20 protein-coding genes and 2 pseudogenes are annotated in these 20,655 nt (G+C 61.3%); 9 read left to right on the top strand and 13 right to left on the bottom strand.

The window, feature by feature from the left end:
• Positions 1-17: 17 nt before the first annotated feature.
• The 4 genes from N2603_RS19215 to N2603_RS19200 all read right to left on the bottom strand — a co-directional run bounded on the left by N2603_RS19215 (position 18) and on the right by N2603_RS19200 (position 5,322).
• Complete coding sequence (locus N2603_RS19215; protein WP_027544589.1) at positions 18-896, bottom strand: ABC transporter permease; 879 nt, start codon at positions 894-896, stop codon at positions 18-20.
• A gap of 38 nt (positions 897-934) precedes the next feature.
• Entirely contained in the window at positions 935-1,885 is a 951-nt protein-coding gene (locus N2603_RS19210; protein WP_260389970.1) for an ABC transporter permease, read from the bottom strand.
• A gap of 74 nt (positions 1,886-1,959) precedes the next feature.
• A complete protein-coding gene (locus N2603_RS19205; protein ID WP_027544591.1) occupies positions 1,960-3,624 on the bottom strand; it encodes a peptide ABC transporter substrate-binding protein in 1,665 nt (554 codons plus the stop codon).
• Between the two features lie 9 nt (positions 3,625-3,633).
• A complete protein-coding gene (locus N2603_RS19200) occupies positions 3,634-5,322 on the bottom strand; it encodes an ABC transporter ATP-binding protein (RefSeq protein ID WP_260389969.1) in 1,689 nt (562 codons plus the stop codon).
• 682 nt (positions 5,323-6,004) lie between these two features.
• On the opposite strand from N2603_RS19200, the gene N2603_RS19195 reads away from it, so the two are divergent.
• Both N2603_RS19195 and N2603_RS19190 read left to right on the top strand, forming a co-directional pair.
• On the top strand, positions 6,005-7,330 hold the full coding sequence (locus N2603_RS19195) for an NAD(P)/FAD-dependent oxidoreductase (RefSeq protein ID WP_027544592.1): 1,326 nt from the start codon (positions 6,005-6,007) through the stop codon (positions 7,328-7,330).
• Between the two features lie 114 nt (positions 7,331-7,444).
• Entirely contained in the window at positions 7,445-7,921 is a 477-nt protein-coding gene (locus N2603_RS19190; RefSeq protein WP_027544593.1) for an Lrp/AsnC family transcriptional regulator, read from the top strand.
• A gap of 16 nt (positions 7,922-7,937) precedes the next feature.
• Here N2603_RS19190 and N2603_RS19185 read toward each other — a convergent pair whose 3' ends face one another.
• Entirely contained in the window at positions 7,938-9,314 is a 1,377-nt protein-coding gene (locus N2603_RS19185) for an aspartate aminotransferase family protein (RefSeq protein ID WP_260389968.1), read from the bottom strand.
• Positions 9,315-9,657: 343 nt separating this feature from the next.
• On the opposite strand from N2603_RS19185, the gene N2603_RS19180 reads away from it, so the two are divergent.
• Positions 9,658-10,347 carry a haloacid dehalogenase type II gene (locus N2603_RS19180; RefSeq protein WP_027544595.1) on the top strand — a complete coding sequence of 230 codons (690 nt, stop codon included), beginning with the start codon at positions 9,658-9,660 and terminating at the stop codon, positions 10,345-10,347.
• A gap of 133 nt (positions 10,348-10,480) precedes the next feature.
• On the opposite strand, the gene N2603_RS19175 is transcribed toward N2603_RS19180, so the two are convergent.
• From N2603_RS19175 to N2603_RS19165, 3 genes and pseudogenes are all read right to left on the bottom strand, one after another.
• Positions 10,481-11,938: an NAD-dependent succinate-semialdehyde dehydrogenase gene (locus N2603_RS19175; RefSeq protein WP_260389967.1), complete on the bottom strand. Its 1,458-nt coding sequence runs from the start codon at positions 11,936-11,938 to the stop codon at positions 10,481-10,483.
• Positions 11,939-12,142: 204 nt separating this feature from the next.
• Positions 12,143-12,499, bottom strand: coding sequence for a cupin domain-containing protein (locus N2603_RS19170; RefSeq protein WP_027544597.1), 357 nt, complete (start codon positions 12,497-12,499; stop codon positions 12,143-12,145).
• 13 nt (positions 12,500-12,512) lie between these two features.
• Positions 12,513-13,435, bottom strand: a pseudogene (locus N2603_RS19165) (2-hydroxyacid dehydrogenase).
• A 324-nt stretch (positions 13,436-13,759) separates the two neighbouring features.
• On the opposite strand from N2603_RS19165, the gene N2603_RS19160 reads away from it, so the two are divergent.
• The 3 genes and pseudogenes from N2603_RS19160 to N2603_RS19150 form a co-directional block, all read left to right on the top strand.
• Entirely contained in the window at positions 13,760-14,638 is an 879-nt protein-coding gene (locus tag N2603_RS19160) for a GNAT family N-acetyltransferase (protein ID WP_260389966.1), read from the top strand.
• Between the two features lie 1,053 nt (positions 14,639-15,691).
• Positions 15,692-15,892 (top strand): hypothetical protein, encoded by a 201-nt coding sequence (locus tag N2603_RS19155; protein WP_080584096.1) that lies wholly within the window; start codon positions 15,692-15,694, stop codon positions 15,890-15,892.
• A 33-nt stretch (positions 15,893-15,925) separates the two neighbouring features.
• Positions 15,926-16,273 (top strand): annotated as a pseudogene (locus tag N2603_RS19150) (ATP dependent DNA ligase); the annotation flags it as partial.
• Between the two features lie 8 nt (positions 16,274-16,281).
• On the opposite strand, the gene N2603_RS19145 reads toward N2603_RS19150, so the two are convergent.
• Positions 16,282-16,488 (bottom strand): hypothetical protein, encoded by a 207-nt coding sequence (locus N2603_RS19145; protein ID WP_260389965.1) that lies wholly within the window; start codon positions 16,486-16,488, stop codon positions 16,282-16,284.
• A complete protein-coding gene (locus N2603_RS19140; protein ID WP_260389964.1) occupies positions 16,485-16,709 on the bottom strand; it encodes a hypothetical protein in 225 nt (74 codons plus the stop codon). Before N2603_RS19140 ends, N2603_RS19145 begins: the two co-directional genes overlap by 4 nt.
• A 355-nt stretch (positions 16,710-17,064) precedes the next feature.
• On the opposite strand from N2603_RS19140, the gene N2603_RS19135 reads away from it, so the two are divergent.
• From N2603_RS19135 to N2603_RS19125, 3 genes are all read left to right on the top strand, one after another.
• On the top strand, positions 17,065-17,523 hold the full coding sequence (locus tag N2603_RS19135) for an Hsp20 family protein (RefSeq protein ID WP_212495966.1): 459 nt from the start codon (positions 17,065-17,067) through the stop codon (positions 17,521-17,523).
• A gap of 83 nt (positions 17,524-17,606) precedes the next feature.
• A complete protein-coding gene (locus N2603_RS19130; protein WP_260389963.1) occupies positions 17,607-18,098 on the top strand; it encodes an Hsp20/alpha crystallin family protein in 492 nt (163 codons plus the stop codon).
• Between the two features lie 80 nt (positions 18,099-18,178).
• Positions 18,179-18,505, top strand: a complete 327-nt coding sequence (locus N2603_RS19125; RefSeq protein WP_027544601.1) for a hypothetical protein — start codon at positions 18,179-18,181, stop codon at positions 18,503-18,505.
• A gap of 375 nt (positions 18,506-18,880) precedes the next feature.
• Here the strand turns inward: N2603_RS19125 and N2603_RS19120 are convergent, their stop codons facing one another.
• The 3 genes from N2603_RS19120 to aroQ all read right to left on the bottom strand — a co-directional run bounded on the left by N2603_RS19120 (position 18,881) and on the right by aroQ (position 20,648).
• Positions 18,881-19,087, bottom strand: a complete 207-nt coding sequence (locus N2603_RS19120) for a LysR family transcriptional regulator (RefSeq protein ID WP_027544602.1) — start codon at positions 19,085-19,087, stop codon at positions 18,881-18,883.
• Between the two features lie 70 nt (positions 19,088-19,157).
• Positions 19,158-20,192: a Gfo/Idh/MocA family protein gene (locus N2603_RS19115; protein WP_260389962.1), complete on the bottom strand. Its 1,035-nt coding sequence runs from the start codon at positions 20,190-20,192 to the stop codon at positions 19,158-19,160.
• A gap of 6 nt (positions 20,193-20,198) precedes the next feature.
• Positions 20,199-20,648: a type II 3-dehydroquinate dehydratase gene (gene aroQ / locus N2603_RS19110; protein WP_260389961.1), complete on the bottom strand. Its 450-nt coding sequence runs from the start codon at positions 20,646-20,648 to the stop codon at positions 20,199-20,201.
• Between the last annotated feature and the right edge of the window lie 7 nt (positions 20,649-20,655).

Here is a 20,655-nt window from a genome sequence, read left to right as displayed (position 1 = left end):
GGCTTGGTTCACATTGATCAAAAATTGTCGTTTCGCACGTCGAGGGCATCTCGCAAGCCATCGCCGATGAAGTTGAAGCTCGTCACGGCGATCGTGATCGCGGCACCGGGAATGATCGCAAGCCACGGAGCGCTCGCCAGATATTGCTGCGCGCCATTGAGCATGTTGCCCCAGCTCGGCAGCGGCGGCTGGATGCCGTAGCCCAGGAAGCTGATATAGGCTTCAAGAAGGATCGCGCGGGCGACCGCGAGGCTTGCGGCGACGATGATCGGGCCCATCGCATTGGGCAGGACCTCGCGGAACATGATATGCCCTCGGCTCAGTCCCACCATACGCGCCGCCTGGACAAACTCGCGCTCGCGCAGCGAGCGGACCTCGGCCTCGACGATGCGCGCAGTCTCCATCCAGCTCGTGACGGCAATGATCACGGTAATCATCACCGGACTCGGCCGCAGCGTCGCGGCCAGCGCCAGCACGAGGAAGATCGAGGGATAAGAGAGGAAGCCGTCCACCATGCGCATCAGCGCCGCCCCGACCCAGCCGCCGCGATAGCCGGCCGTCACGCCGACGAGTGTTCCGATGAGTGTTGACAGCAACATCGCCGAGAATCCCACCAGCAGCGAAACCCGCCCGGCCATCAACAGCCGCACAGCCAGATCACGCCCCAACGGATCCGTGCCGAGGTAATGCTGACCGGTGAGCGGCGGAGCAAAGCGGGCACGCAGGTCGATGTGGAGCGAGTCGTAGGGCAGAGCATAGGGCCCAATGGCGCACGCCAGCACGAGCAGGGTGATCATCGCGATCCCGATGAGCGCCAGATGATGTCGCATGAAGCGATAGACCGCGCGGCTGTGCCACCAGCGGGTCGGAGCTGCGTCGGCTACGATGGCGGTCATATCTGCTAGCTCCTCTAGTCTGTCGTGAGTCCGCAGGCTCAGGCCAGGCGAATGCGCGGATCGACGGTGGCGGTCACGATGTCTGCGATCAGATTGCCCAGCACGACCAGGATGGCCGAGAAGATCAACAGCCCCATCACGACCGGATAGTCACTGTAACCGAGACTATCGAGAAACAGCCGGCCCATTCCGGGCCACGTAAAGACCGTCTCCGTAACCAATGCGCCGGTCAGAATGCTGGGCAGCTGCATTCCTGCCAGCGTGATCATCGGTAGCAATGCGTTGCCGACGACATGCTTCAGCAGGATGCGGCGCTCGCTGACGCCCTTGGCGCGCGCGGTCTTGACGAAATCCTGACTTAGCGCATCCAGTGTCGCCGTCCGCATGTAGCGGCTCCAGACCGCGACATGAACCAGCGATAGCACCAGGCTCGGCAAAATCAGGTGGTGCAGATGGTCCAGCACCGAGCCGTCGCCGATCGTGTACATGTTGCCTGCAGGAACCCACCCGAGCTTCAGGGTGAAGATATAGATGCCGATGAGACCGAACCAGAAAGTCGGGACCGACAAGGCGACCATGGCGCCGACGGTCGCGCAGTAGTCAAACAGGGAATAGCGGTGGGTGGCGCCTCGGATTCCGATCCAGGCACCGACCGCGATCGCAAATGCGGTGGATGTCCCCATGAGCAGCAGCGTCGCCAGCAGGTGCCGACCAATCACCGCCAGCACCGAGGAGCCGTCGCGGAACGAGTGTCCCCAATCGCCCTGGAGCAGCCGCCAGGCCCAATCGAGATACTGGATCCATAGCGGCCGGTTCAACCCGAGCTGCGCTGCGAGCCGCTCCACGTCCTTCTGCGTCATGCCCGGATCGAGCCCGAACTGCGCCAGAGGACCACCCGGCATGAGGTTGAGAACCGTAAAGCCGATGATCGAGACGATCACCAGCAGGACGATGCTCTGCGAGAAACGATTGAGCAGGAACCCGGACATTGGAGCCACCATGTTGGCTTTGCAGCATCACTCCAGCGCCGGCCTCGGCCTCCCGGGCCTAGGCCGGCAGCACATCAGCTCGCCCAATACCAGGCCAGCGCATTCCAGGATTCCGTGCGCGTATTGCCGTTCGGCACGAAACCGTTGATCCCCTTCTTGAGGCCTTCGACCGCATTGGTCTGATACAGCGGCAGGAAAGGCAGGTCGCGACGCACGAGTTCCTGTACCCGGAAGTAGATCGCGCGCCGCGCTTCCGGATCGAAGGTGCGTGCGCCCTTGTCGAGCAGGGCATCGACCTCCGGGTTTGTAAATTGTGCATTGTTCGAGCCGCGGCCGCCCTTCGCGGCGATCGACCGCGAGTGCAAGCGGTTGGTCACGTCGGGGTCTGCGCCGATCAAATAGGTGCTGCCGACGATGACGGAATCGAATTTCGATTGCCCCCAGAACTCGCCCCACATCACCGCGGCGGGCAGGTTCGATATCTTCATCTCGACCCCCAGCTGAGCAAACGTTTGCTGCAGATACTGCTGCACCTGTTCGCGGAGGGGATCGCCCGACGTGGTCGAATTGGTAAAGGACAGGCGAACGCCGTTCTTGGCACGAATGCCGTCCGCGCCTTTTGCCCAGCCGGCTTGATCGAGGATCTTGCCCGCGCGATTCACATCAAATTGGTGCAGGGGCAGATTGGGGTTGAAGAAGAAGGACTGCCTCGGCATGAACGTCTCGGTCGGACTAGGCACCCCGTAATACAGCCCCTGAATGATCGCCTCCTTGTCGATCGCCGCGTAGAGCGCCTCGCGAACGGCAAGCTCCTTGAACTGCGGGCGCTCGAGATTCAGATAGAAGGATTCGAACGCGGTCCTTGGAACGAGCGTCACCGTGCGGTTCGGCAACGTCTTGGCTTCCCCGTAATGATCGGGCGTGATGTAAGGCTGACCTACGAGATCAATGTCGCCGCTCTTGAACTGGGTGTAGAGGACGGTGAGATCGGGAATGTATTTGAAGACCAGCTTTTCGATGTGCGGGCCTTCACCGAAATAGTCGGGGTTCGCCACGAGCTCGAGATGATCGCCGGCGACCCGCTGCCCCCACTTGAACGGACCGGTGCCGACCGGCGCCTGATTGAAGGCGGCGTTGTTCGGATTGGACTCCTTCCCGAGGATGTGCTTGGGGACGATGAAGGTTTCGGTCAGGAAGGACAAATACGGCGCAAAGGCCTCTTCCATCCGCCACGAGATCTCCGTCGGCGAGATCACGGTGATGTCGCGCACGAGAGCATGGCCGGCCGTGCGCCAGCTGCGGAAGTTGGGATTCATGATCAGCTCGAGCGTGAACTTCACGTCCTCGGAGCTGAACGGCGTGCCGTCGTGCCAGCGCGCATCATCACGCAAACGAATGCGCCAGTTGAGACCGTCCTGCGAAATGCCGCCGTTCTTCTGATCCGGCACCTCCAGGGCAAGGTTGGGGCGGATGACGCCCTGAGGATCGATGCGGAACAGCGCGTCGAAGACCGAGAAATGCACGCCGTCATCGACTTCAATATGTGCCATCAGCGGATTGAAGACGGTCGGCTCTTGTCCAAGCCCGACGACCACGCGGCCGGTCGGTTTCGCCGTAGTAGTACGTGCGAAGGCAGGCTGGCCCAGCAAATTTGATCCCGCGAGGCCAGTTGCCCCCGCGATCATCAACTGGAGTGCGCTACGCCGCGAATAGATCGGTGCAGTCTTTGCTTCAGTCATGACCCCTCCTCATTTGTGGCTGTGTCCGGCCAATGTCGACTGGCTTCCGACGGCGCGGGCGCTGCTTTGCTGCTCGCCGGGGATGGCAGCGACCAGTTCCCGTGTGTAGGCGGATATCGGGCTCAGGAAGATCTGCGACGGCGGCCCATGCTCGACGATCTGCCCTCGATGCATGACCGCGATTTCATCGCAGATCTGGCTGGCCACGCGCAGATCGTGCGTGATGAAGATCATCGATACGCCGGTCTCCCGCTGGATCTGGTCCAACAGCTTCAAGATCTGCGCCTGGATCGATACGTCGAGCGCTGAAACGGCCTCGTCAGCGATCAGCAGCTTCGGCTTGAACATCAGCGCCCGAGCGATTCCGATGCGCTGACGTTGGCCACCCGAGAACTCGTGGGGATAACGATCGAAGGTTCCCGCATCCAGGCCGACATGGGCCAGAAGCTCTCGTGCCTGCTCACATGCGTCCTTGCGCGGCACTCCATGCGCGATCGGACCAACCGTCAGTATTTGCCCGACCGTTGATCGCGGATTGAGCGAGGCAAATGGATCCTGGAAAATCATCTGGATCTTTGGCCGAAGCGGCCGAAACTGGGCTTCGGATAGCCGGGCAACGTCGCCTCCCTCGAACAGGATAGAGCCGCTGTCACTGTCGAGGAGCTTGATCAACAATCGCCCGAGCGAGGATTTGCCGGACCCGCTTTCTCCAACCACGCCCAGGGTGCGTCCCGGCGAAAGGTCGAACGACACGCCGTTAACCGCGGGCACGATCCGCTGCTTGCCGAACAGCGCACTGCCGCTGCGATAGGTCTTGACCAGACATTCGACCTTCAGGATGGAAGACGAAGCCGCAGCTTCCGCCGGAACGCGGTCCTTACCCGTCAGATGCGGCACGGCCGCGATCAGACGGCGCGTGTAGAGATGGCTCGGGGACTTCAGCACCTGCTCGGCGCTCCCCTGCTCCACGCAGTGACCCTTCTCCATCACCACAACGGAATCGGCAATCTCAGCCACGACTCCGAAGTCATGGGTAATGAACATCACGCTCATTCCCTTGCGGCGTTGAATGTCGCGGATCAGTTGCAGGATTTGCGCCTGGGTCGTCACGTCGAGTGCGGTGGTCGGCTCGTCCGCGATCAGGATCGCGGGCTCGAGAGCCAGAGCCATGGCGATCATCACCCGCTGTCGCTGCCCGCCCGAGAGCCGGAACGGATATTGATGATACATCAGCGGCGGATCGGGCAGGCCTACCTCCGTCAGCAATTCTATGGCGCGGCTACGGCGGGATTTCGGCGTTCCGATCCGGTGCGCCGCCATCACTTCTTCGATCTGCGCGCCGACTGTCATCAGCGGATTGAGCGCGGATAGCGGGTCCTGGAAGATCATGGAGACGACACGGCCACGGAGGTCTCGCAGACTCTCTGGCGAGAGTCCTACGAGGTCCATGCCTTCCAGATGGATTGCTCCCGAAGACACGCGGATCGATTTGGGCAAGAGCCCCATGATCGCGTTGGCCGTGACAGACTTGCCAGAACCGGATTCCCCAATGATGCAGAGGATCTGCCCGCGCTTCAGTTTAAAGGAGACGTTCTCGACCGCGTGCGCCCGCTCCATGCCCGCCGGCAAGCTCACAGTCAGATCGCGGACCGCGAGTGCCACATCTTCCGAGGCTAAAGGCTGCGGGGCAGAGATCATCTGAACATTCTCCCCTTTCGAGCGCATCCCATGATCCCGTTGCGGATCGGCTCTTCGGCCTCTTTTGCCGCCACTACGCTCGGACAGGTCAACAACTCGTCGCTCATTCTGCCATTCTCCGCGCGGTGAATACGACATGATTCAGAGGTGGCTGCTCTATAGGCAAAGGCGTCGCAGAGGGCCGACGATCAGTCGAATGGACCGCTCGAACAATGAATCGAGGTCCGGGAGGCTGCCATTGGCGCCCAGCTCGATCGCTTCGGCGAAGGTCTCCTCCCAGACAAGGCACATCGCGCGTCACCTTTTGAATTTCTGCCCGTTGATCGACATTGATCCGGTACTCACAAGTCTGGCCGCTTCAATCATCCCGGAGTCGCCGAAACGCGAGGGGTAGGCAGCATGAAGTTCTAAAAACGAAGCCCGATTTGGCATTTCGGTCTGCGGCTGCCGGCGCGCATGTTCGGCTGAGGTTTGCCTCCAAGCCACGAAAAGGCGGATCCGAGTGCAGAGATTATCCTCAGTTTCGCGCCGACGGGATCGCGTACGATCGAGATATCTTCGCAATAACCGCCTGCACCACAAGCCGCAAACCGCAGGATATTCCGCGCAACCACGAAAGTCCGCAACGTGCGTGCCGCAACTGCTCGGATACGATACGGCGAGCATCGGAGTCTCCGCCCCCATGAACGCGCCACTCATGCACATCGAATCCAGCCCCTCGCTGCCTCGAGAGGCAGACGTGGTCGTCATCGGCGGCGGGGTCGTGGGCGTGTTCACGAGCTATTACCTCGCCCGCCGCGGCCTCAAGGTCGCCTTGCTCGAGAAGGGCCGCGTCGCCGCCGAGCAATCCAGCCGCAACTGGGGATGGTGCCGCCAGCAGAACCGCGACGCGCGCGAGTTGCCGATCGCAACCAAGAGCCTCGATCTGTGGGAGCAAGTCGCCCGAGAGACGGGCGAAGATACGGGCTTCCGCCGCTGCGGCCTGTTGTATTTGTCGAACGACGAAAGTGAGCTGGCCGGCTGGGCCAAGTGGCGAGATTTCGCCAGAACGGTGGGCGTTACGACGCACATGTTGAGTGCCGAAGAAGCCAACGAGCGAGGCAAGGTCACCGGCCGCAAGTGGAAAGGCGGCGTCTTCTCTCCCACCGACGGGACGGCAGATACCTCAAAGGCTGTGCCCATCGCCGCGCGTGCGATCATGGCGGCCGGTGGGACGGTGCACCAGCAATGCGCGGCGCGCGGCGTAGAGCTCAGTGGCGGCCGGGTCAGCGGAGTGGTGACCGAAGCCGGCACGATCCGGACAAAGACGGTGGTCATGGCAGGAGGCGCATGGGCCTCTTCGTTCTGTAACCAGCTGGGAATTCGCTTTCCACAAGCATCCGTGCGCTCTTCCATTCTCGCCCTGGCCCCCGGCGCAGCGGGGCTACCTGGTGCCCTGTACGCCGGACTGGTGTCGCTCACCCGGCGTGGCAATGGCGGATACACGCTGGCAATCAGCGGGCGTGCGCGGGTCGATCCGACGCCGCAGCAGTTCAGGTTCGGCCGCGAATTCCTGCCCATGTTCGCCCGCCGGTGGCGAAGTCTTAGCCCTGGGGCTTTCGAGGGCCTGCGGCAGGGCCATGAATCCCTGGCGAAATGGGGGCTCGATGAGGTGACGCCGATGGAGTTGAACCGGACGCTTGATCCTCGCCCTGACATGAGACAGATTCGGCTGACGCATCGACGAGCCTGTAAGCTGGTGCCGGAACTCCGGCACGTCGCAATCTCCAACGTCTGGGCCGGCTACATCGACAGCACGCCGGACGGCATCCCCGCAATCGGCGAAGTTCAGTCGATTCCAGGTTTCATCCTGGCCGCAGGGTTCAGCGGCCACGGTTTTGGCATTGGCCCGGGCGCAGGGCATATGATCGCCGACATCATCACCGGTCGTGCGCCGATCGTCGACCCGCGCCCCTACAGGCCGGAGCGCCTCAAAATGAGCGCCTGGGGCAAGGTCAGCGAGTTCTAGAGTCCGGTTTTCACCCCCGATGGGAAAAAATGCTGGTTGGTGTTATGACAATGCATATGACGCTGAAGCCTCGAACCCCTGACGCCGTTGTCGGCCCCATCTCATGGCATTGCGATGAAGCTCGATAAGATCGACATCAGGATTTTATGCGAACTGCAGAAGAACGGGCGGATTTCCAACGTCGAGCTCGCAGAGCTGATCAACCTTTCCCCGAGCCCGTGCCTGATGCGCGTCAAGAGGCTCCAGACCGAAGGTTTCATCACCGGCTATTCCGCCCAGATCGATGTTGCCAAGCTCGGACAAACTCTGACCGTCTTCGCCGAAATCACCCTGAAGAATCACCGGCAGATCGATTTCGCGCGCTTTCTCACAACCATCGAAAAGATCGATTCCGTCGTCGAGTGCCATCTCGTTTCGGGCGGGTACGACTATCTCGTCAAGTTCATCACGGCGGGGATCAGCGAATACCAGGCGGTGATGGAGCGCCTGGTCGAGATGGATATCGGTATCGACAAATACTTCAGTTTCGTCGTGCTGAAATCGCCAATCGTGAAGTCCCATTTGCCGCTCGAAAGCATATTCAACGGCTAGAGGACAGGCTGGGTCCTTATCCCTTCATGGCCGCGCGGACGTCCTCGTCTTCGAGCGTCTGGTCGAGCGTTGTCCTGGTCCGCTCGATGATACCGTCGATATCAGCATCCGTGCAGCACAGCGGTGGCGCATAGCCCAGCACGCCTTGCGCGAACGCGCGGATGACGAGACCGTTGTCCCAAGCGCGGTCGAAAATGCGGCGCCCCGCGTCGGCTTCCACTGGCAGGGGCGTCTTGCGCTCTTTGTCGGTCACGAGCTCGATTGCAGCCAGCATACCGCGCCCCCTGACATCGCCAACAAGCGGATGATCAGCAAGCGCGCGAAGACCCTCCATCAGACGATGCCCTGCCTTTCGGCCGTTTTCCAACAGGCCGTTTTCGTAAAGGTCCAGGCACGCGAGCCCGACAGCTGCGCTGACGGGATGTGCGGAATAGGTGTAGCCGTGGCCGACGGCCGCCCTGCCGGCGCCGTCTGCAATGGTGTTGTAGACGCGGTCGGACATCAGAACGGCCCCCATCGGCACATAGCCCGAAGTCAGGCCTTTTGCCGTGGTCATAAGATCCGGCACGACGTCGTCGTCTTCACAGGCGAACAGCGGACCGACACGACCGAAACCGGTGATGACCTCATCGGCAACGAACAAAACATCGTGCTCCTTGCAAACAGCGTGCATCGCTTTCAGCCAAGACGGCGGCGGAACGAGGACGCCTCCGGACCCCTGTATCGGTTCGACGTAGAAGGCGGCGACGCGTTCGGCGCCGAGCTCGGCGATCTTGGCCCGCAGAGCTGCGACCGATGCCGCAATGATCGCCTGGGGATGCGAACCGACGGGATTGCGATAGGCGTAGTGCGACGGGATCTTGTGCTGCCAGCTGTAGGGCACTCCAAAGCCCGCATGAAAGGCCGGTAGCGCAGTCAGGCCGGACCCTGCCGTCGACGATCCATGGTAGCCAGACTCGACGGAAATGAACTGGTCCTTCTGCGGCCTACCCTTGGCGTGATAATAGTACCGGATGAACCGGATCGTGCTGTCGACGGCATCGGAGCCGCCCAAGGTGAAATAGACATGGTTCAGATCGCCCGGCGCCAATTCGGCCAGCCTGGCGGCAAGCCGAATGGCCGGGTCGGAGCCCAATCCGAAATAGCCCGTCGCATAAGGCAGTTCGCGGAGCTGCCTCAAAGCCGCTTCGACGATGCTGTCCTGTCCGTAGCCGGCATTGACACACCACAGACCCGCAAAACCGTCCAGCAATTGACGTCCCGAGACATCGGTCAGCGTCGCGCCCTTCCCTGACTTCAGCACACGGACGCCCGTCGCCTCGTGGCTGCGATAGGATGAGACCGGGTGAATCAGATGCGCGCGATCGAGTTCAATCAGCGAGTTGCTCAACATGTCGTCCTCCAGCTCAACTGCAATGCTTGTGCGGCCACCACGATGTCTTCGGAGCTCAACGTAAGACGCCCAGGACGGCAGTTGCTCCCGGGCTGAACATGAACGAAGAGCATTTTGACTATCATTGACGACCGGCGCCGCATCTTATGCGGGCATCGGGCTGCGCAAGGCATTGGCGCACAACTCGGAGGCGCCTTTTCACAAAACTCTCTGCCACAGCTCCGATCCGATACGACACAATCTGCTCCCGGTCGCCGCGACAGCGGTGCTTTATCCGGTCGTCTGCCCGCTATGATCCCTGTCGTACCGGAACGCGGTGCGTGAGGACCAAAAGGATTGAACCATGGCAACGTTTAGACCCAAGTACATCACCTTCGACTGTTACGGCACGCTGACCAATTTCGACATGGCCGGCGCAGCAAGGAGGGTCTATGGCTCTGAGCTCTCGGCGACGGCTATGGCAAAGCTGATCAAGGACTTTTCTGCCTATCGCCTGGACGAGGTTCTCGGCGCGTGGAAGCCGTACTTCGAGGTCGTGCACAATGCGCTGGAGCGCTCGTGCAAGCGCAACGGCATCGTATTTCGGCCGGAGCATGCCCAGCGCATCAATGACGAGATCCACACATGGGGTCCACATCCCGATGTCCCGGCAGGTCTCGCCAAAGTTGCCAGGGAGATTCCGCTGGTCATCCTGTCGAACTCCATGAAGAACCTCATCATGTCGAATGTGGAGAAGCTTGGCGCTCCCTTCCACATGGTCATCACGGCCGAGGAAACCGGCGCCTACAAGCCACACATGAAGGGCTTCGAGTATATGCTCGACAAGCTGGGTTGCGGCCCGGAGGATATCACCCACGTCTCCTCCTCCTTCCGCTACGACCTGATGACCGCCTACGACCTCGGCATCAAGAGCAAGGTCTGGGTGAACCGCGGTCACGAGCCCGCGAACCCCTTCTATGAATACACCGAGGTCGCCGGCATCGACGGGCTTGCGGCGGCCGTCGGCCTGGAGCCTCTGCGCAAGAGCGCGTGAGCGCAGTTCCCTCGGGCCCACTCGTTGCGCTTCAGTTCTTCAAAAGCTTCAATCGAGATCGGTGTGCTGTGAAGGAAAAAGGGGGCGGTTCAGCCGCCCCCTTTTCTTGTTCAGATACTAATCCGATAAGCTTTCAGTCCAGCCCGCCGACATGCAGCGCCTTGATCTCGAGATATTCTTCTATCCCGAGCTGGGATCCCTCGCGTCCGAGGCCCGACTGCTTGACGCCACCGAACGGCGCCACCTCGGTCGAGATCAGGCCGGTGTTCAGGCCGACCATGCCGAATTCCAGCGCGTCGGCAACACGCCATGAACGCTTGAGGTTTTCCGTGTAGAAATAGGCGGCAAGGCCGAAAGGCGTGCCGTTGGCGATCGCAATTGCCTCGTCCTCGGTCTCAAAGCGGAAAAGCGGCGCGACCGGACCGAAGGTCTCTTCTGAAGCCAACAGCATCTCAGTGGTTGCGCCGCCGAGCACGACAGGGCGGGCATATTGCCGCCCTTCCGGCACCGCTTCACTCTCCGAGATGATCTTTGCGCCCTTGTTCAGTGCGTCCACGACGTGCCGTTTGATCTTCTCGATCGCTGCGCCGTTGATCATCGGCCCGATTGCGACCCCTTCTTCCGTACCGGGACCGACCTTCATTTTTGCGACCCGGCTGGCAAGCTTCTGGGCGAAGGCGTCGTATATGCCGGATTGAACGAGAATGCGGTTGCAGCAGACGCACGTTTGCCCGCCATTGCGGAATTTTGATGCAATCGCTCCCTCGACCGCCCGGTCGATATCGGCATCGTCAAAAACGATGAACGGCGCGTTGCCGCCGAGCTCGAGGCTGAGCCTCTTGATATTGTCGGCGGCACCCTTCATCAGCAACGCGCCGACGCGCGTCGATCCGGTGAACGAGATCTTACGGACGGTTTCGTTGGCCATCAACTCCGCGCCAATTTCCACCGGCATGCCCGTCACTATGTTGATCACGCCCGCCGGGATTCCGGCCCGCTCAGCCAGAACAGCGATGGCGAGAGCCGAAAAAGGCGTAAACTCAGATGGCTTGATGACGACTGTGCAGCCCGCGGCAAGCGCAGGCGCCACCTTGCGCGTGATCATCGCATTTGGGAAATTCCAGGGCGTGATGATCCCGCAGACCCCGACCGGTTCCTTCAGCACCAGAATGCGGCGATCGGCGCTGGGCGCCGGGATTGTCGATCCGTTGATGCGGCGGGCCTCTTCGGCAAACCATTTGACGAAGGATGCCCCATAACGGATCTCTCCGAGCGATTCAGCAAGCGGCGTGCCCTGTTCCAGCGTGAGCAGAAGAGCCAAATCCTGCTCATGGCGCCGCATGAGCTCATACCAGCGCTCCAGCAGCGCGGCACGCTCTGCATGAGCTTTGGCCTTCCAATGCTTGAACGCAGCGGCCGCTGCGTCGATTGCTGCCCTGGTCTCGTCTCGGCCCATATCGGGGATGGTGCCAAGCACTTTCTGGCTGGCAGGATCAATGACATCAACGCTGGCTTTCGTGCTCGCGTCCCGCCAAGTGCCGCCGATCAGCGCTTGCTGGCGAAACAGATCCTTGTCCTTTAGTGCAATCATGGGCTTGCTCCTTGCCTTCGGGTCGGCCTCACCATCACTGCCTGATTTGGGAGTGGCGAGACGAAGCCGTCTCATGCGAGCAGTACAGGACTGCACGAAGCATTTTTCATTGAGAATGAAGTGTCTGGCCGCGTTGAATCTGCTCAGACGCTGTGCCGGAGGTCGAATATTCTGAGGGCCGCTCTAGTGCCCCTCAGCATCGTCTCAATCGTAATGGCAGACGTAGATCTTTCGCACGGTCTCGATCGTGCGCCAGACGCCGACAAAGCCGGGTTTCATCACAAAGCTGTCGCCGGCGCGGTACCTCCTGGTCTCGCCACCCTTTTCCTCGATTTCGATGAGGCCCGAGAGAATGTGGCAGAACTCGAAGGTGGTGCCCTTGATGGAATGGGTCTCGCCAGGCGTTGCTTCCCAGACGCCGGTCAGCACCTTCTCGCCTTTCGAGGCGTCCTGGGCCCAGGTCTTGAAGGACGGATTGCCGGAGATGAGCCGTTCCGGAGCAGGCAATGCGTTCTTCGGTGCGAAGTCCGGATTGGTGTCGATGGTGACCAGAAGTGACATGGCGCTTTTCCTGTTAGTAGCCGAGTGTTCGATCGACAAGGCCGATCGGATTTCGTCCAGCGCGGTGCCGCCGGATGTTCTCGATGACGGATCGTGCTGCCGTGTGCGGTTGCGTCACGGACGCGATATGCGGCGTGATGATCACCTTCGGATGGGACCAGAGTGGATGGCTTTCCGGCAGCGGCTCGGGATCGGTGACGTCAAGCATGGCGGCTGCCAGCTGCCCGCTGTCCAGCGCCTCGATGAGTGCGCCCTGGTCAAGCTGCGGGCCGCGGCCGACGTGCAGTAGCCTCGCTCCCGCTGGCAAAAGCGAGAAGAGCCTTGCGTTCAGGATGCCGCTCGTTTGCTCCGTCAGGGGGAGAAGACAGACGAGGATATCCGTTCCTCGCAGGAAGTCGCCAAGCTGGTCGTCGCCATGAAAGCAGGCGACGCCCTCGATCACCTTCTTGCTTCGGCTCCACGCTGCAAGGGGAAATCGAAACGGTTTCAAGCGGTCGATCGCGGCTTGCGCCAGCATGCCAACGCCGAGGAAGCCGACACGCCGATCAGGCGCCTGGGACGTTGCCAGCGCTTGCCAAACGCCCCTTCTCTGCTGCTCCCGATAGGCCAGCATCTCGCGATGCAGCGTCAGCACCCCGAGGACGACGTATTCCTGCATCATACGTATGATGCCATCCTCGACCATGCGCACGAGCTTTACATGGTCAGGTATGGTTTCCGGCCTGAACTGATCAACCCCGGCGCCGATGGAAAAGAGGACTTCCAGATTACGAAAGCGCGAGAGGTCGTCGGGCGCGCTCCACATCAGCAGGTACCGCACCTTTTCCGGGTCGAAACTCTCGCTGCAATGATGAAATCCAGGTCGGGGAGCTCGCGCGCAAAGACCTGGCGGAAGATTGCCGCCCTCGCAGCATCTGACTTGAACAAAAATGCCATCGGTGTACGCCTCTGCCTAGGTTGGCGTGTCGACGACGCCGGGAAAAGCGACTAGCCTCGCAAGACCTTCTTGAGCATTCACGGCGCCCCACTCTACTGCGCAGTTTGCCCAACACCGAGAGGGTAGCTGCAAGCCGGAGCTTTCCCTGCCGAATTACGTTGCAAGACAGGCCGAAGATTTCGAAAAGAAGGCCCAAACAGGGGAAACCTGCTGGCTTTCCGTGCGATAGTGCGGCGAAATACGCCTGCTACCCTATTGTGGCGGAAGAGAAAAGGCGCGATGTGCGAGCAATTGGCATCCCGCGAAGGAACGGACGAGTCGAGATGGGACGAACGGTACGCGTGAAGTCCTTTGAGCTGGCCGCGAAGGACATCAACGACGTTGATGTGACGCTGCTCCACGCACTCTCGACCGGCGTTGGCTGGCCGCATCGACCCAAGGATTGGGATTTCTTGCGCCGCGCAGGTCATGGCATCGTAGCCGTCGATGGTATTGGACGCGTCTTTGGCAGCGCGATGTGGTTCCCATATAGCCGCGAGTTCGCGACGATTGGCCTGGTGATCACATCGCCCCGAACGCAGGCTCAGGGTACTGGCCGCTGGCTCATGGAGCAGGTGTTCGAGCGGTGTGGCGACCGGAATTTGGTCCTCAACTCGACCGATGCCGCGTATCATCTGTATCTTTCGCTAGGCTTCACAAAGGAAGCCACCGTGTATCTGTGGCAAGGAGAGGTCGTGTCACCGTCTCCGCCAGTGCCGGCTCTCGACGGCGAATTGAGCTCGCTGTCTACCGGGAATATCGAAGAGATCGCAGCACTGGATAAACGCGCGTTTGGAGCCAGCCGTCAGAAGCTGCTTGCATTGCTTTCTGAAGGTTCGTCAATCTGCGTCCTGCGCCGTGGCGGTGCGACCGTCGGTTATTCCATGAAGCGCGAATTCGGGCGCGGTCATGTGATCGGCCCCATCGTTGCCAGCAATGATTGTGACGCGATCCATCTTACGGCCGTGCATCTCAAGGATCTCGCCGGAAGGTTCGCCCGCGTGGATACGCGGGAGCAGACTGGTCTATTTGCGGACTTCCTTCAACAGAGCCGCCTCGGGATGAACGACACAGTCACAACCATGTCCAAGGGACGGCGATTCCTGAACCGAAAGGAAAACGAGCCGTGGGTCTACGGATTGGCCGGTCACGCCTTGAGCTGAAGCTGTGAAGCGCTTCGTCAATTGAAGATTGGCGCGCATCCTGCGACCAAGCAAACCTGTCCGGAGGCACACCACTCCATCAATTTCTTGCCGGCGCCGCATCGCGGACAATATCGTTCCAACCATTCGACGGCAACGTGAGCTCTACGCGGACGTCTCCTCCTTGACTTTGCTTCGTGCTCATCTGCCCCCTCACTCGAGTTGAGACGCTCGGCGCCGATCAACACGGCCGAGCCTTCCTGGGACAAGCGCAGATCAATGACCAGTCTGTTCTGGTCTCACGAACACATACACATGATGACGGTGGGCTGATCCGTACGTCGATGGCGACCCGACGCTCTCTCGCGGGGAGGCCAGATCACGAGTGAACCTGGGCCGGTAGCTCGCGAGTACAAAGCCGCGCGAAAGCGCGCACGATCGTAGAGGGTCGTAGGTTGGCGTACAAATCGCGCAAATGCGGAGAGAGTGGGACTCTCTGCCACCCAACGGGAGATACCAGAATTCGCAGAAAAATCAGCTTGTTACAGACGCCCGATATTCGGGCCGTGTACCAGAAACGTGTACCTGGTACAAGCCCGATCGCGAGCCGGACGCAGTGAACGAATCCTTGGAAGGCGATGCATCGGCGAATGCACCAAGAGACGTTTCAGGTGATGAGCGGACGACTGTGCCCCGTCTCGGCGGGGCAATTGCGCAGTCCGATGCCGCAGCAACGAAAGCGCCGCATCAGATGACTCACCTCGGCATCGGCGCATGAAGCACGCTGAGGCTAGCCGCTACGACGGTCCTGCCGCGGCCGGGCGCGAGCTCCTCGAGCTGGCCGCCGGGGTCGAGCCGATCCAGGATGGAGGAGACGCGGCGGATCATTGAGGAGTACGCCGCCGACCTCGAGAGCTGCTTCGGAAACTACGCCGCAAGATGAACTAAGGTCGTCTTCGGCTGATCTGCATTTCGCGCAGCCTAGACCGTCCGGGAACCGGAACGTCGGCTTCTGCATATTGGATTCGTGAAATTCAAACCCAACGGTTAGGACCCGTCAGACGAGGTTGTGTCATGCAGCGACGACGCCGTTTCACGCAAACCGTGTCCCTGGAAGAACGCCTTGCCGAAGAAGCAAAACGCCTCCGAGAAGCAGCCAGATCCCTCCCTCCCGGTCCGCTACGGGAGGACACCCTCCGCAAAGCCCGCCAGGCCGAGATCGGCTCGCACATGAGCCAGTGGCTGAGATCGCCCGGCCTACAGCCGCCGGACTGAGACGGCCATGGCAATGCCCTGGGTTTGGTAGTGAGCGGCCGCGGCAACGCGTGGGTCAAGAAGACCTGCGCGCAGCGGGAGACGCTCACCATCGCCGGTTTCGCGCTCGAGGAAGGCAAGTGGGACGGCATCTACCTTGGCCGGCGCAAGGGCGGCGACCTCGTCTATGCCGGCAAGGACGGCTTCGACAAATCCTCCGCCGCCGACCTGCAGAAACGGCTGAAGCCGCTGATCCGGAAGACGCAGCCTTACGCCAAGCGCATCGCGCACAAGGGCATCTGGGTCGAGCCGAAGCTGCTCGCGGAGATCGAGTACCGGGCCAAATCGGCCGAAGGAAAGGTCCGGCACCCGCTCTTCAAAGGACTGCGAGAGGACCTTTAAGAAGCCAGTTACGCAGCCTTTACGTGCCCTAAGTCATATGTAGCGGACTGATCGGGGAATCCGCCGTGCAAGTCGTCCAGTAGCCGCTGCTCGCGCTCGATCCGGCTTCGGTAGAGCTGGCGCTCGGCCTCGGTTTTGGCGCTCGCCAGCAGGAGGCGATAGTGTCCGATCACCTTTTCGCTGCCGCGGATGAGGAGGTCGCGAAGGTCGCTCATAGCCCGCCCCTCGCTTCTACGGAGCCAACCGGGCCGTTCGGCACCGTAAACGCGACAGGCAAGGTTTTCGTGGCAAGGGATTCGAGCGAAGCCTTCTCCTCGGCGAGGCGACGTTCGATAAATTGACGTTCAAGCTCCGATAGCTTCGTGCGAAGCAGTCGCCGGTAGCGGTGGATGTTGTTGCGGTGCGCGCGGATGCGGGCCAGATCTTCATCGAGCATCGTCGTCACTCCTGACGGTCGTCACGGTCCTTTTGGTGTTGAGCAAACTGGGAAAGAGAATTCCCGGCGCAAAAAAATATTCGGACGCGAGTGGCTGTCAAGTCACCTCTCGCCGCATCTCCGAGTCCTTGGTAGTGCGCTGCAGCAGGTGGCGAGCGGGGCCGGGATCGCCGCAAAAATTTTTGTGGCAGACCTCTTGAAACGGCTTCTCGTTTTTCTAGATCATTTTTCGCCGCGAGAGCGGTGTGCCGGGCGCCTTCACGGGTCCGGCGCGGGCGCCGGGCCGGGTATCAGACCCGCTCTGACTCCTGCCTTGCGCTCCTTGTATCCATCTTGCTCTTTGGAGGACTTGGTTATGAGGACCACGTTGGACTTCGCGCCCCTGTGGCGCTCCACCATCGGCTTCGACCACCTGGCCGACCTCGTCGACAGCACGCTGCGCCAGGCAAGCGAAGACCACTATCCCCCGTACAACATCGAACGTACCAGCGAGGACCACTACCGGATCTCGCTTGCCGTCGCCGGCTTCGGAGCCGACGACATCGCCGTGACGGCCGAGCAGAACGCGCTCATCATCGACGGCAGGAAGCCGGAGAAGGCGGCCGGCGAGTACCTGTACCAGGGCATAGCTGCGCGTCCGTTCCGGCGCGTGTTCAACCTGGCCGACTATGTCCAGGTGAAGGACGCTTGCTTCCGCGACGGCCTGCTCATCATCGATCTCGTCCGCGAGGTGCCAGAAGCCATGAAGCCGCGCCGGATCCAGATCGGAAGCGGCGCCTCTCCGTCGCAGATCGAGCAGAAGAAGGCAGCCTGACGCTGGATCGAGGTTCGGCGGCGGAACGCGGCGCGCGCAAGCGTGGCCGCGCTCCCTGGCCCATGCAATGAAGGAGAAAAATCATGGCAGTTCGTGATCTCATTCCCTGGTCCAGAAACCAGGAGCTCGCGACGGGGCGCGGCACTCACGATCCCTTCATGACGCTTCATCGCGAAATGAACCGACTGTTCGACGATGTCTTCCGCGGCTTCGGCGGGACAGGCCTGTCGCCGCTCGCGGAAGGGCAATTCGGCTGGCCCAAGATCGAGCTCAGCGAGACCGACAAGGCGCTGACGATCTCGGCCGAGCTTCCGGGCATGACGGAGAACGACGTCCAGATCGAAATCGCGAACGGCGTCTTGAGCATCCGGGGCGAAAAGAAGAGCGAGCGCAAGGACGAAGGCAGATACTTCAGCGAGCGCTACTACGGCTCGTTCCAGCGGCAGATCGCGCTCGAGGACGTCGATGAGGACAAGGCCGAAGCGTCGTTCAAGAACGGCGTCCTGACCATCTCACTGCCGAAATCCGAGAACCCGAGAGCGGGCGTCAAGCGTATCGCGATCAACACGCAGTAACGATCATCACGGGCGGCGGTCGCCGCCGCCCGAACTCACCGAAACCGTCCCGAGGAAAGGAGTGTAAAGGGAGGCAATCGATGACCAACGCCAATACCAACCCAGGTAATCTCAATCCCCTCTTCCATCCGGCCGCGTACTATGCGTCTCCGGAGAATGTCCTGAACGACAACGAGCTCTCCGCGCCGGAGAAGCGGATCATCCTGTCGTCCTGGGCGTCCGACATGTTCGCCGTCGAATCCTGTCCCGCGCTACGCGAGATTCCCGGCATGGGCCACGCGATCCGGCTCGCCGATATCCTCGCCGCGCTGCGGCGGCTCGACGGCGACGACGACCCGCCGCCACGCGGGGGCGTGCCGATGCGGTTGCGGCGGCCTTGGGCCGCCGCGTTGTGGAGGTCGGCATGATGTTCACGCAGGCCGTCCTGACCTTGGTATTCCTAGGCAACGCCTCGGCGGCGTGGGCCGTCCCCTTTGTCGCCCTCATGGGCGGGACGGGAGCCGGGCAAGCGCGATGAGCGCCGAACGGTCTCGGCGCTCCGAGGCAATCCTGTGCACGACGCAGGCAACCTCGTTGTCCGTGTGCAGGTTTTCTGGGCGGGCAGCAAGCAGGGTCGGCACGGTATCCCGCAGCTTGAGGGACCTAACCACGCCCAGGGTCGTGGACCTCGTACGTCTTGAAAATGCGCCTGTTCGAGACGAGCCTTGTACGCCCCCACGTCCGCGAACATCTCGAACACGAAGACGTGGGCCGGATCGTCGTTGTCGGCGCAGGAGACAGCGTCAGGGGGCCGGAATCGCCCGAGCCATCGCAGCTTCCATGGTTCCGATGCCCTCGAGCACCGGTCGGGCGAGATGGAGCAACATTTGCCCATCATCCGTCAGGCTGAGCTTGCGGGTGGTCCTATGCAGCAGTCGAACTCCAAAACGCTCGTCCAGAAAGGTCTGCGTGACGCGCACCAGCACCTTCAAGGCGTTTACGATGTCCATGCTTGCGAATTTCGGACGCCCAACATTTCCAGACGCCGATACCTCGGCGTGGACGCCGTGCGTTCCGGTATCAAACCGATATGAAATCTCCGGTTTCCGCGGCGCGCTTGATCGCATCGATCACTCGAAGGGTTTTCAGCCCTTCGCGCCCGCTCACCACAGGCTCGGTGGTACCGCGGATAACCCGACAGAAATTTGCGATCTGCAGGCCAAGCGGGTCCTGCTTCTCGTAGCGCAGCCGCTCGCGCTCGATCGGCGCCCACCAGCTGGCCTTGCTTGGGTGACGCCATAGATCCAGTTGCGGAATGGCCAGCGATGCCCTCGTGCCGCCGATCTGGTAACAGGCCTCCTGCGTACGACTGTAGGCCGGGTTCTCACCGGCCGTGAATTCCCAGCTCCAAGGCGACTGGATGGTGTCCGAGACATTGACCGTTCCCAGCGCTCCGGAGGCGAAGTGCAGAATGATCACCGCCGTCTCTTCAACCGCATGTCCACGCAGCCGATTGGACTGGGCAGCCTGTACGGACACGATATCCCCACAGAGGTACCGCAGCAGGTCGACATCGTGGATGAGATTCAGGAAAACAGGCCCCGCACCTTTTTCGCGGCGCCAGGCCACATCGAAATAATCGTCCGGCTTGATCAGCCAGAACATGCCATGCACCGACACGATCTGGCCGAGCCGACCGCTGTCAATCTCCGCCTTGGCGCGTTGGATCATCGGGTTGTGGCGGCGGTGATGGCCGGTAAGCAGCGGCACGCCCGCCCGCTCGGCGGCTTCGACCAGGCCCTGTGCAGCGAGCACGTCATCCGCTAACGGCTTCTCGATCAGCGCTGGGATGCGAGCCGCGATACAATCCATGCCGTTGGCCACGTGCATCTGGTTGGGGGTGGCGACGACCACCCCGTCCGGCCGATTATTGGAGAGCATGTCCTGAAAGGACGGAAACCAGTCCACCTTGTGCGAAACCGCCAACTCTCGGGCCGCCGGCGCCGGATCGACGATCGACGACAGCATCGCCTCCGGCCGCGCGAGAATATGCTCGATGTGTCGCTTGCCGATGAGACCCGCTCCCAGCACCGACAGGCGGACGGGTGCACTCATAACATGCTATCCCTTCGTCTCATCAAGCAGCTTGGCCACACGACGCAAGCCGAGCAGATAACCTTGGGTGCCGAAGCCCGCGATGACCCCATCAGCTCGTTTGGAGACAAACGAATGGTGGCGGAATTCCTCGCGTTTGTGCACGTTGGAAATGTGCACCTCGATCACCGTCCCCTCGAACGTGTTCAAAGCATCCAGGATAGCCACTGACGTATGGGTGAAAGCGGCGGGATTCATCACGATCCCGGCGGCCGTCTCGCGCGCCTCGTGGATCCAGTCGATCAGCTCGCATTCCCTGTTGGATTGATGGAAACGAATCTCCAGGCCAAGCTCATTGCCCAGCGCCCGGCAATCCCGCTCCACGTCCGCAAGCGTCTCGTGACCATAGATGTGTGGCTGGCGTTTGCCGAGCAAATTGAGATTTGGGCCGTTGAGGACGTAAACAAGACGACTCATAAGAGAA

Source organism: Bradyrhizobium huanghuaihaiense, from assembly GCF_025200885.1.
GTDB classification, from domain to species: Bacteria; Pseudomonadota; Alphaproteobacteria; order Rhizobiales; family Xanthobacteraceae; genus Bradyrhizobium; species Bradyrhizobium huanghuaihaiense.
This window is presented reverse-complemented; position numbering and strand designations above follow the sequence as displayed.

What these genes read in the sequence shown, in the direction of transcription:
- N2603_RS19115 (WP_260389962.1), bottom strand. Translation starts at nt 20,192, where the DNA reads ATGAGTGCACCCGTCCGCCTGTCGGTGCTGGGAGCGGGTCTCATCGGC.
- N2603_RS19130 (WP_260389963.1), top strand. Translation starts at nt 17,607, where the DNA reads ATGGCAGTTCGTGATCTCATTCCCTGGTCCAGAAACCAGGAGCTCGCG.
- N2603_RS19160 (WP_260389966.1), top strand. Translation starts at nt 13,760, where the DNA reads ATGGGACGAACGGTACGCGTGAAGTCCTTTGAGCTGGCCGCGAAGGAC.
- N2603_RS19205 (WP_027544591.1), bottom strand. Translation starts at nt 3,624, where the DNA reads ATGACTGAAGCAAAGACTGCACCGATCTATTCGCGGCGTAGCGCACTC.
- N2603_RS19170 (WP_027544597.1), bottom strand. Translation starts at nt 12,499, where the DNA reads ATGTCACTTCTGGTCACCATCGACACCAATCCGGACTTCGCACCGAAG.
- N2603_RS19140 (WP_260389964.1), bottom strand. Translation starts at nt 16,709, where the DNA reads ATGCTCGATGAAGATCTGGCCCGCATCCGCGCGCACCGCAACAACATC.
- N2603_RS19120 (WP_027544602.1), bottom strand. Translation starts at nt 19,087, where the DNA reads ATGGACATCGTAAACGCCTTGAAGGTGCTGGTGCGCGTCACGCAGACC.
- N2603_RS19125 (WP_027544601.1), top strand. Translation starts at nt 18,179, where the DNA reads ATGACCAACGCCAATACCAACCCAGGTAATCTCAATCCCCTCTTCCAT.
- N2603_RS19200 (WP_260389969.1), bottom strand. Translation starts at nt 5,322, where the DNA reads ATGATCTCTGCCCCGCAGCCTTTAGCCTCGGAAGATGTGGCACTCGCG.
- N2603_RS19195 (WP_027544592.1), top strand. Translation starts at nt 6,005, where the DNA reads ATGAACGCGCCACTCATGCACATCGAATCCAGCCCCTCGCTGCCTCGA.
- N2603_RS19145 (WP_260389965.1), bottom strand. Translation starts at nt 16,488, where the DNA reads ATGAGCGACCTTCGCGACCTCCTCATCCGCGGCAGCGAAAAGGTGATC.
- aroQ (WP_260389961.1), bottom strand. Translation starts at nt 20,648, where the DNA reads ATGAGTCGTCTTGTTTACGTCCTCAACGGCCCAAATCTCAATTTGCTC.
- N2603_RS19190 (WP_027544593.1), top strand. Translation starts at nt 7,445, where the DNA reads ATGAAGCTCGATAAGATCGACATCAGGATTTTATGCGAACTGCAGAAG.
- N2603_RS19185 (WP_260389968.1), bottom strand. Translation starts at nt 9,314, where the DNA reads ATGTTGAGCAACTCGCTGATTGAACTCGATCGCGCGCATCTGATTCAC.
- N2603_RS19180 (WP_027544595.1), top strand. Translation starts at nt 9,658, where the DNA reads ATGGCAACGTTTAGACCCAAGTACATCACCTTCGACTGTTACGGCACG.
- N2603_RS19155 (WP_080584096.1), top strand. Translation starts at nt 15,692, where the DNA reads ATGCAGCGACGACGCCGTTTCACGCAAACCGTGTCCCTGGAAGAACGC.
- N2603_RS19175 (WP_260389967.1), bottom strand. Translation starts at nt 11,938, where the DNA reads ATGATTGCACTAAAGGACAAGGATCTGTTTCGCCAGCAAGCGCTGATC.
- N2603_RS19210 (WP_260389970.1), bottom strand. Translation starts at nt 1,885, where the DNA reads ATGTCCGGGTTCCTGCTCAATCGTTTCTCGCAGAGCATCGTCCTGCTG.
- N2603_RS19135 (WP_212495966.1), top strand. Translation starts at nt 17,065, where the DNA reads ATGAGGACCACGTTGGACTTCGCGCCCCTGTGGCGCTCCACCATCGGC.
- N2603_RS19215 (WP_027544589.1), bottom strand. Translation starts at nt 896, where the DNA reads ATGACCGCCATCGTAGCCGACGCAGCTCCGACCCGCTGGTGGCACAGC.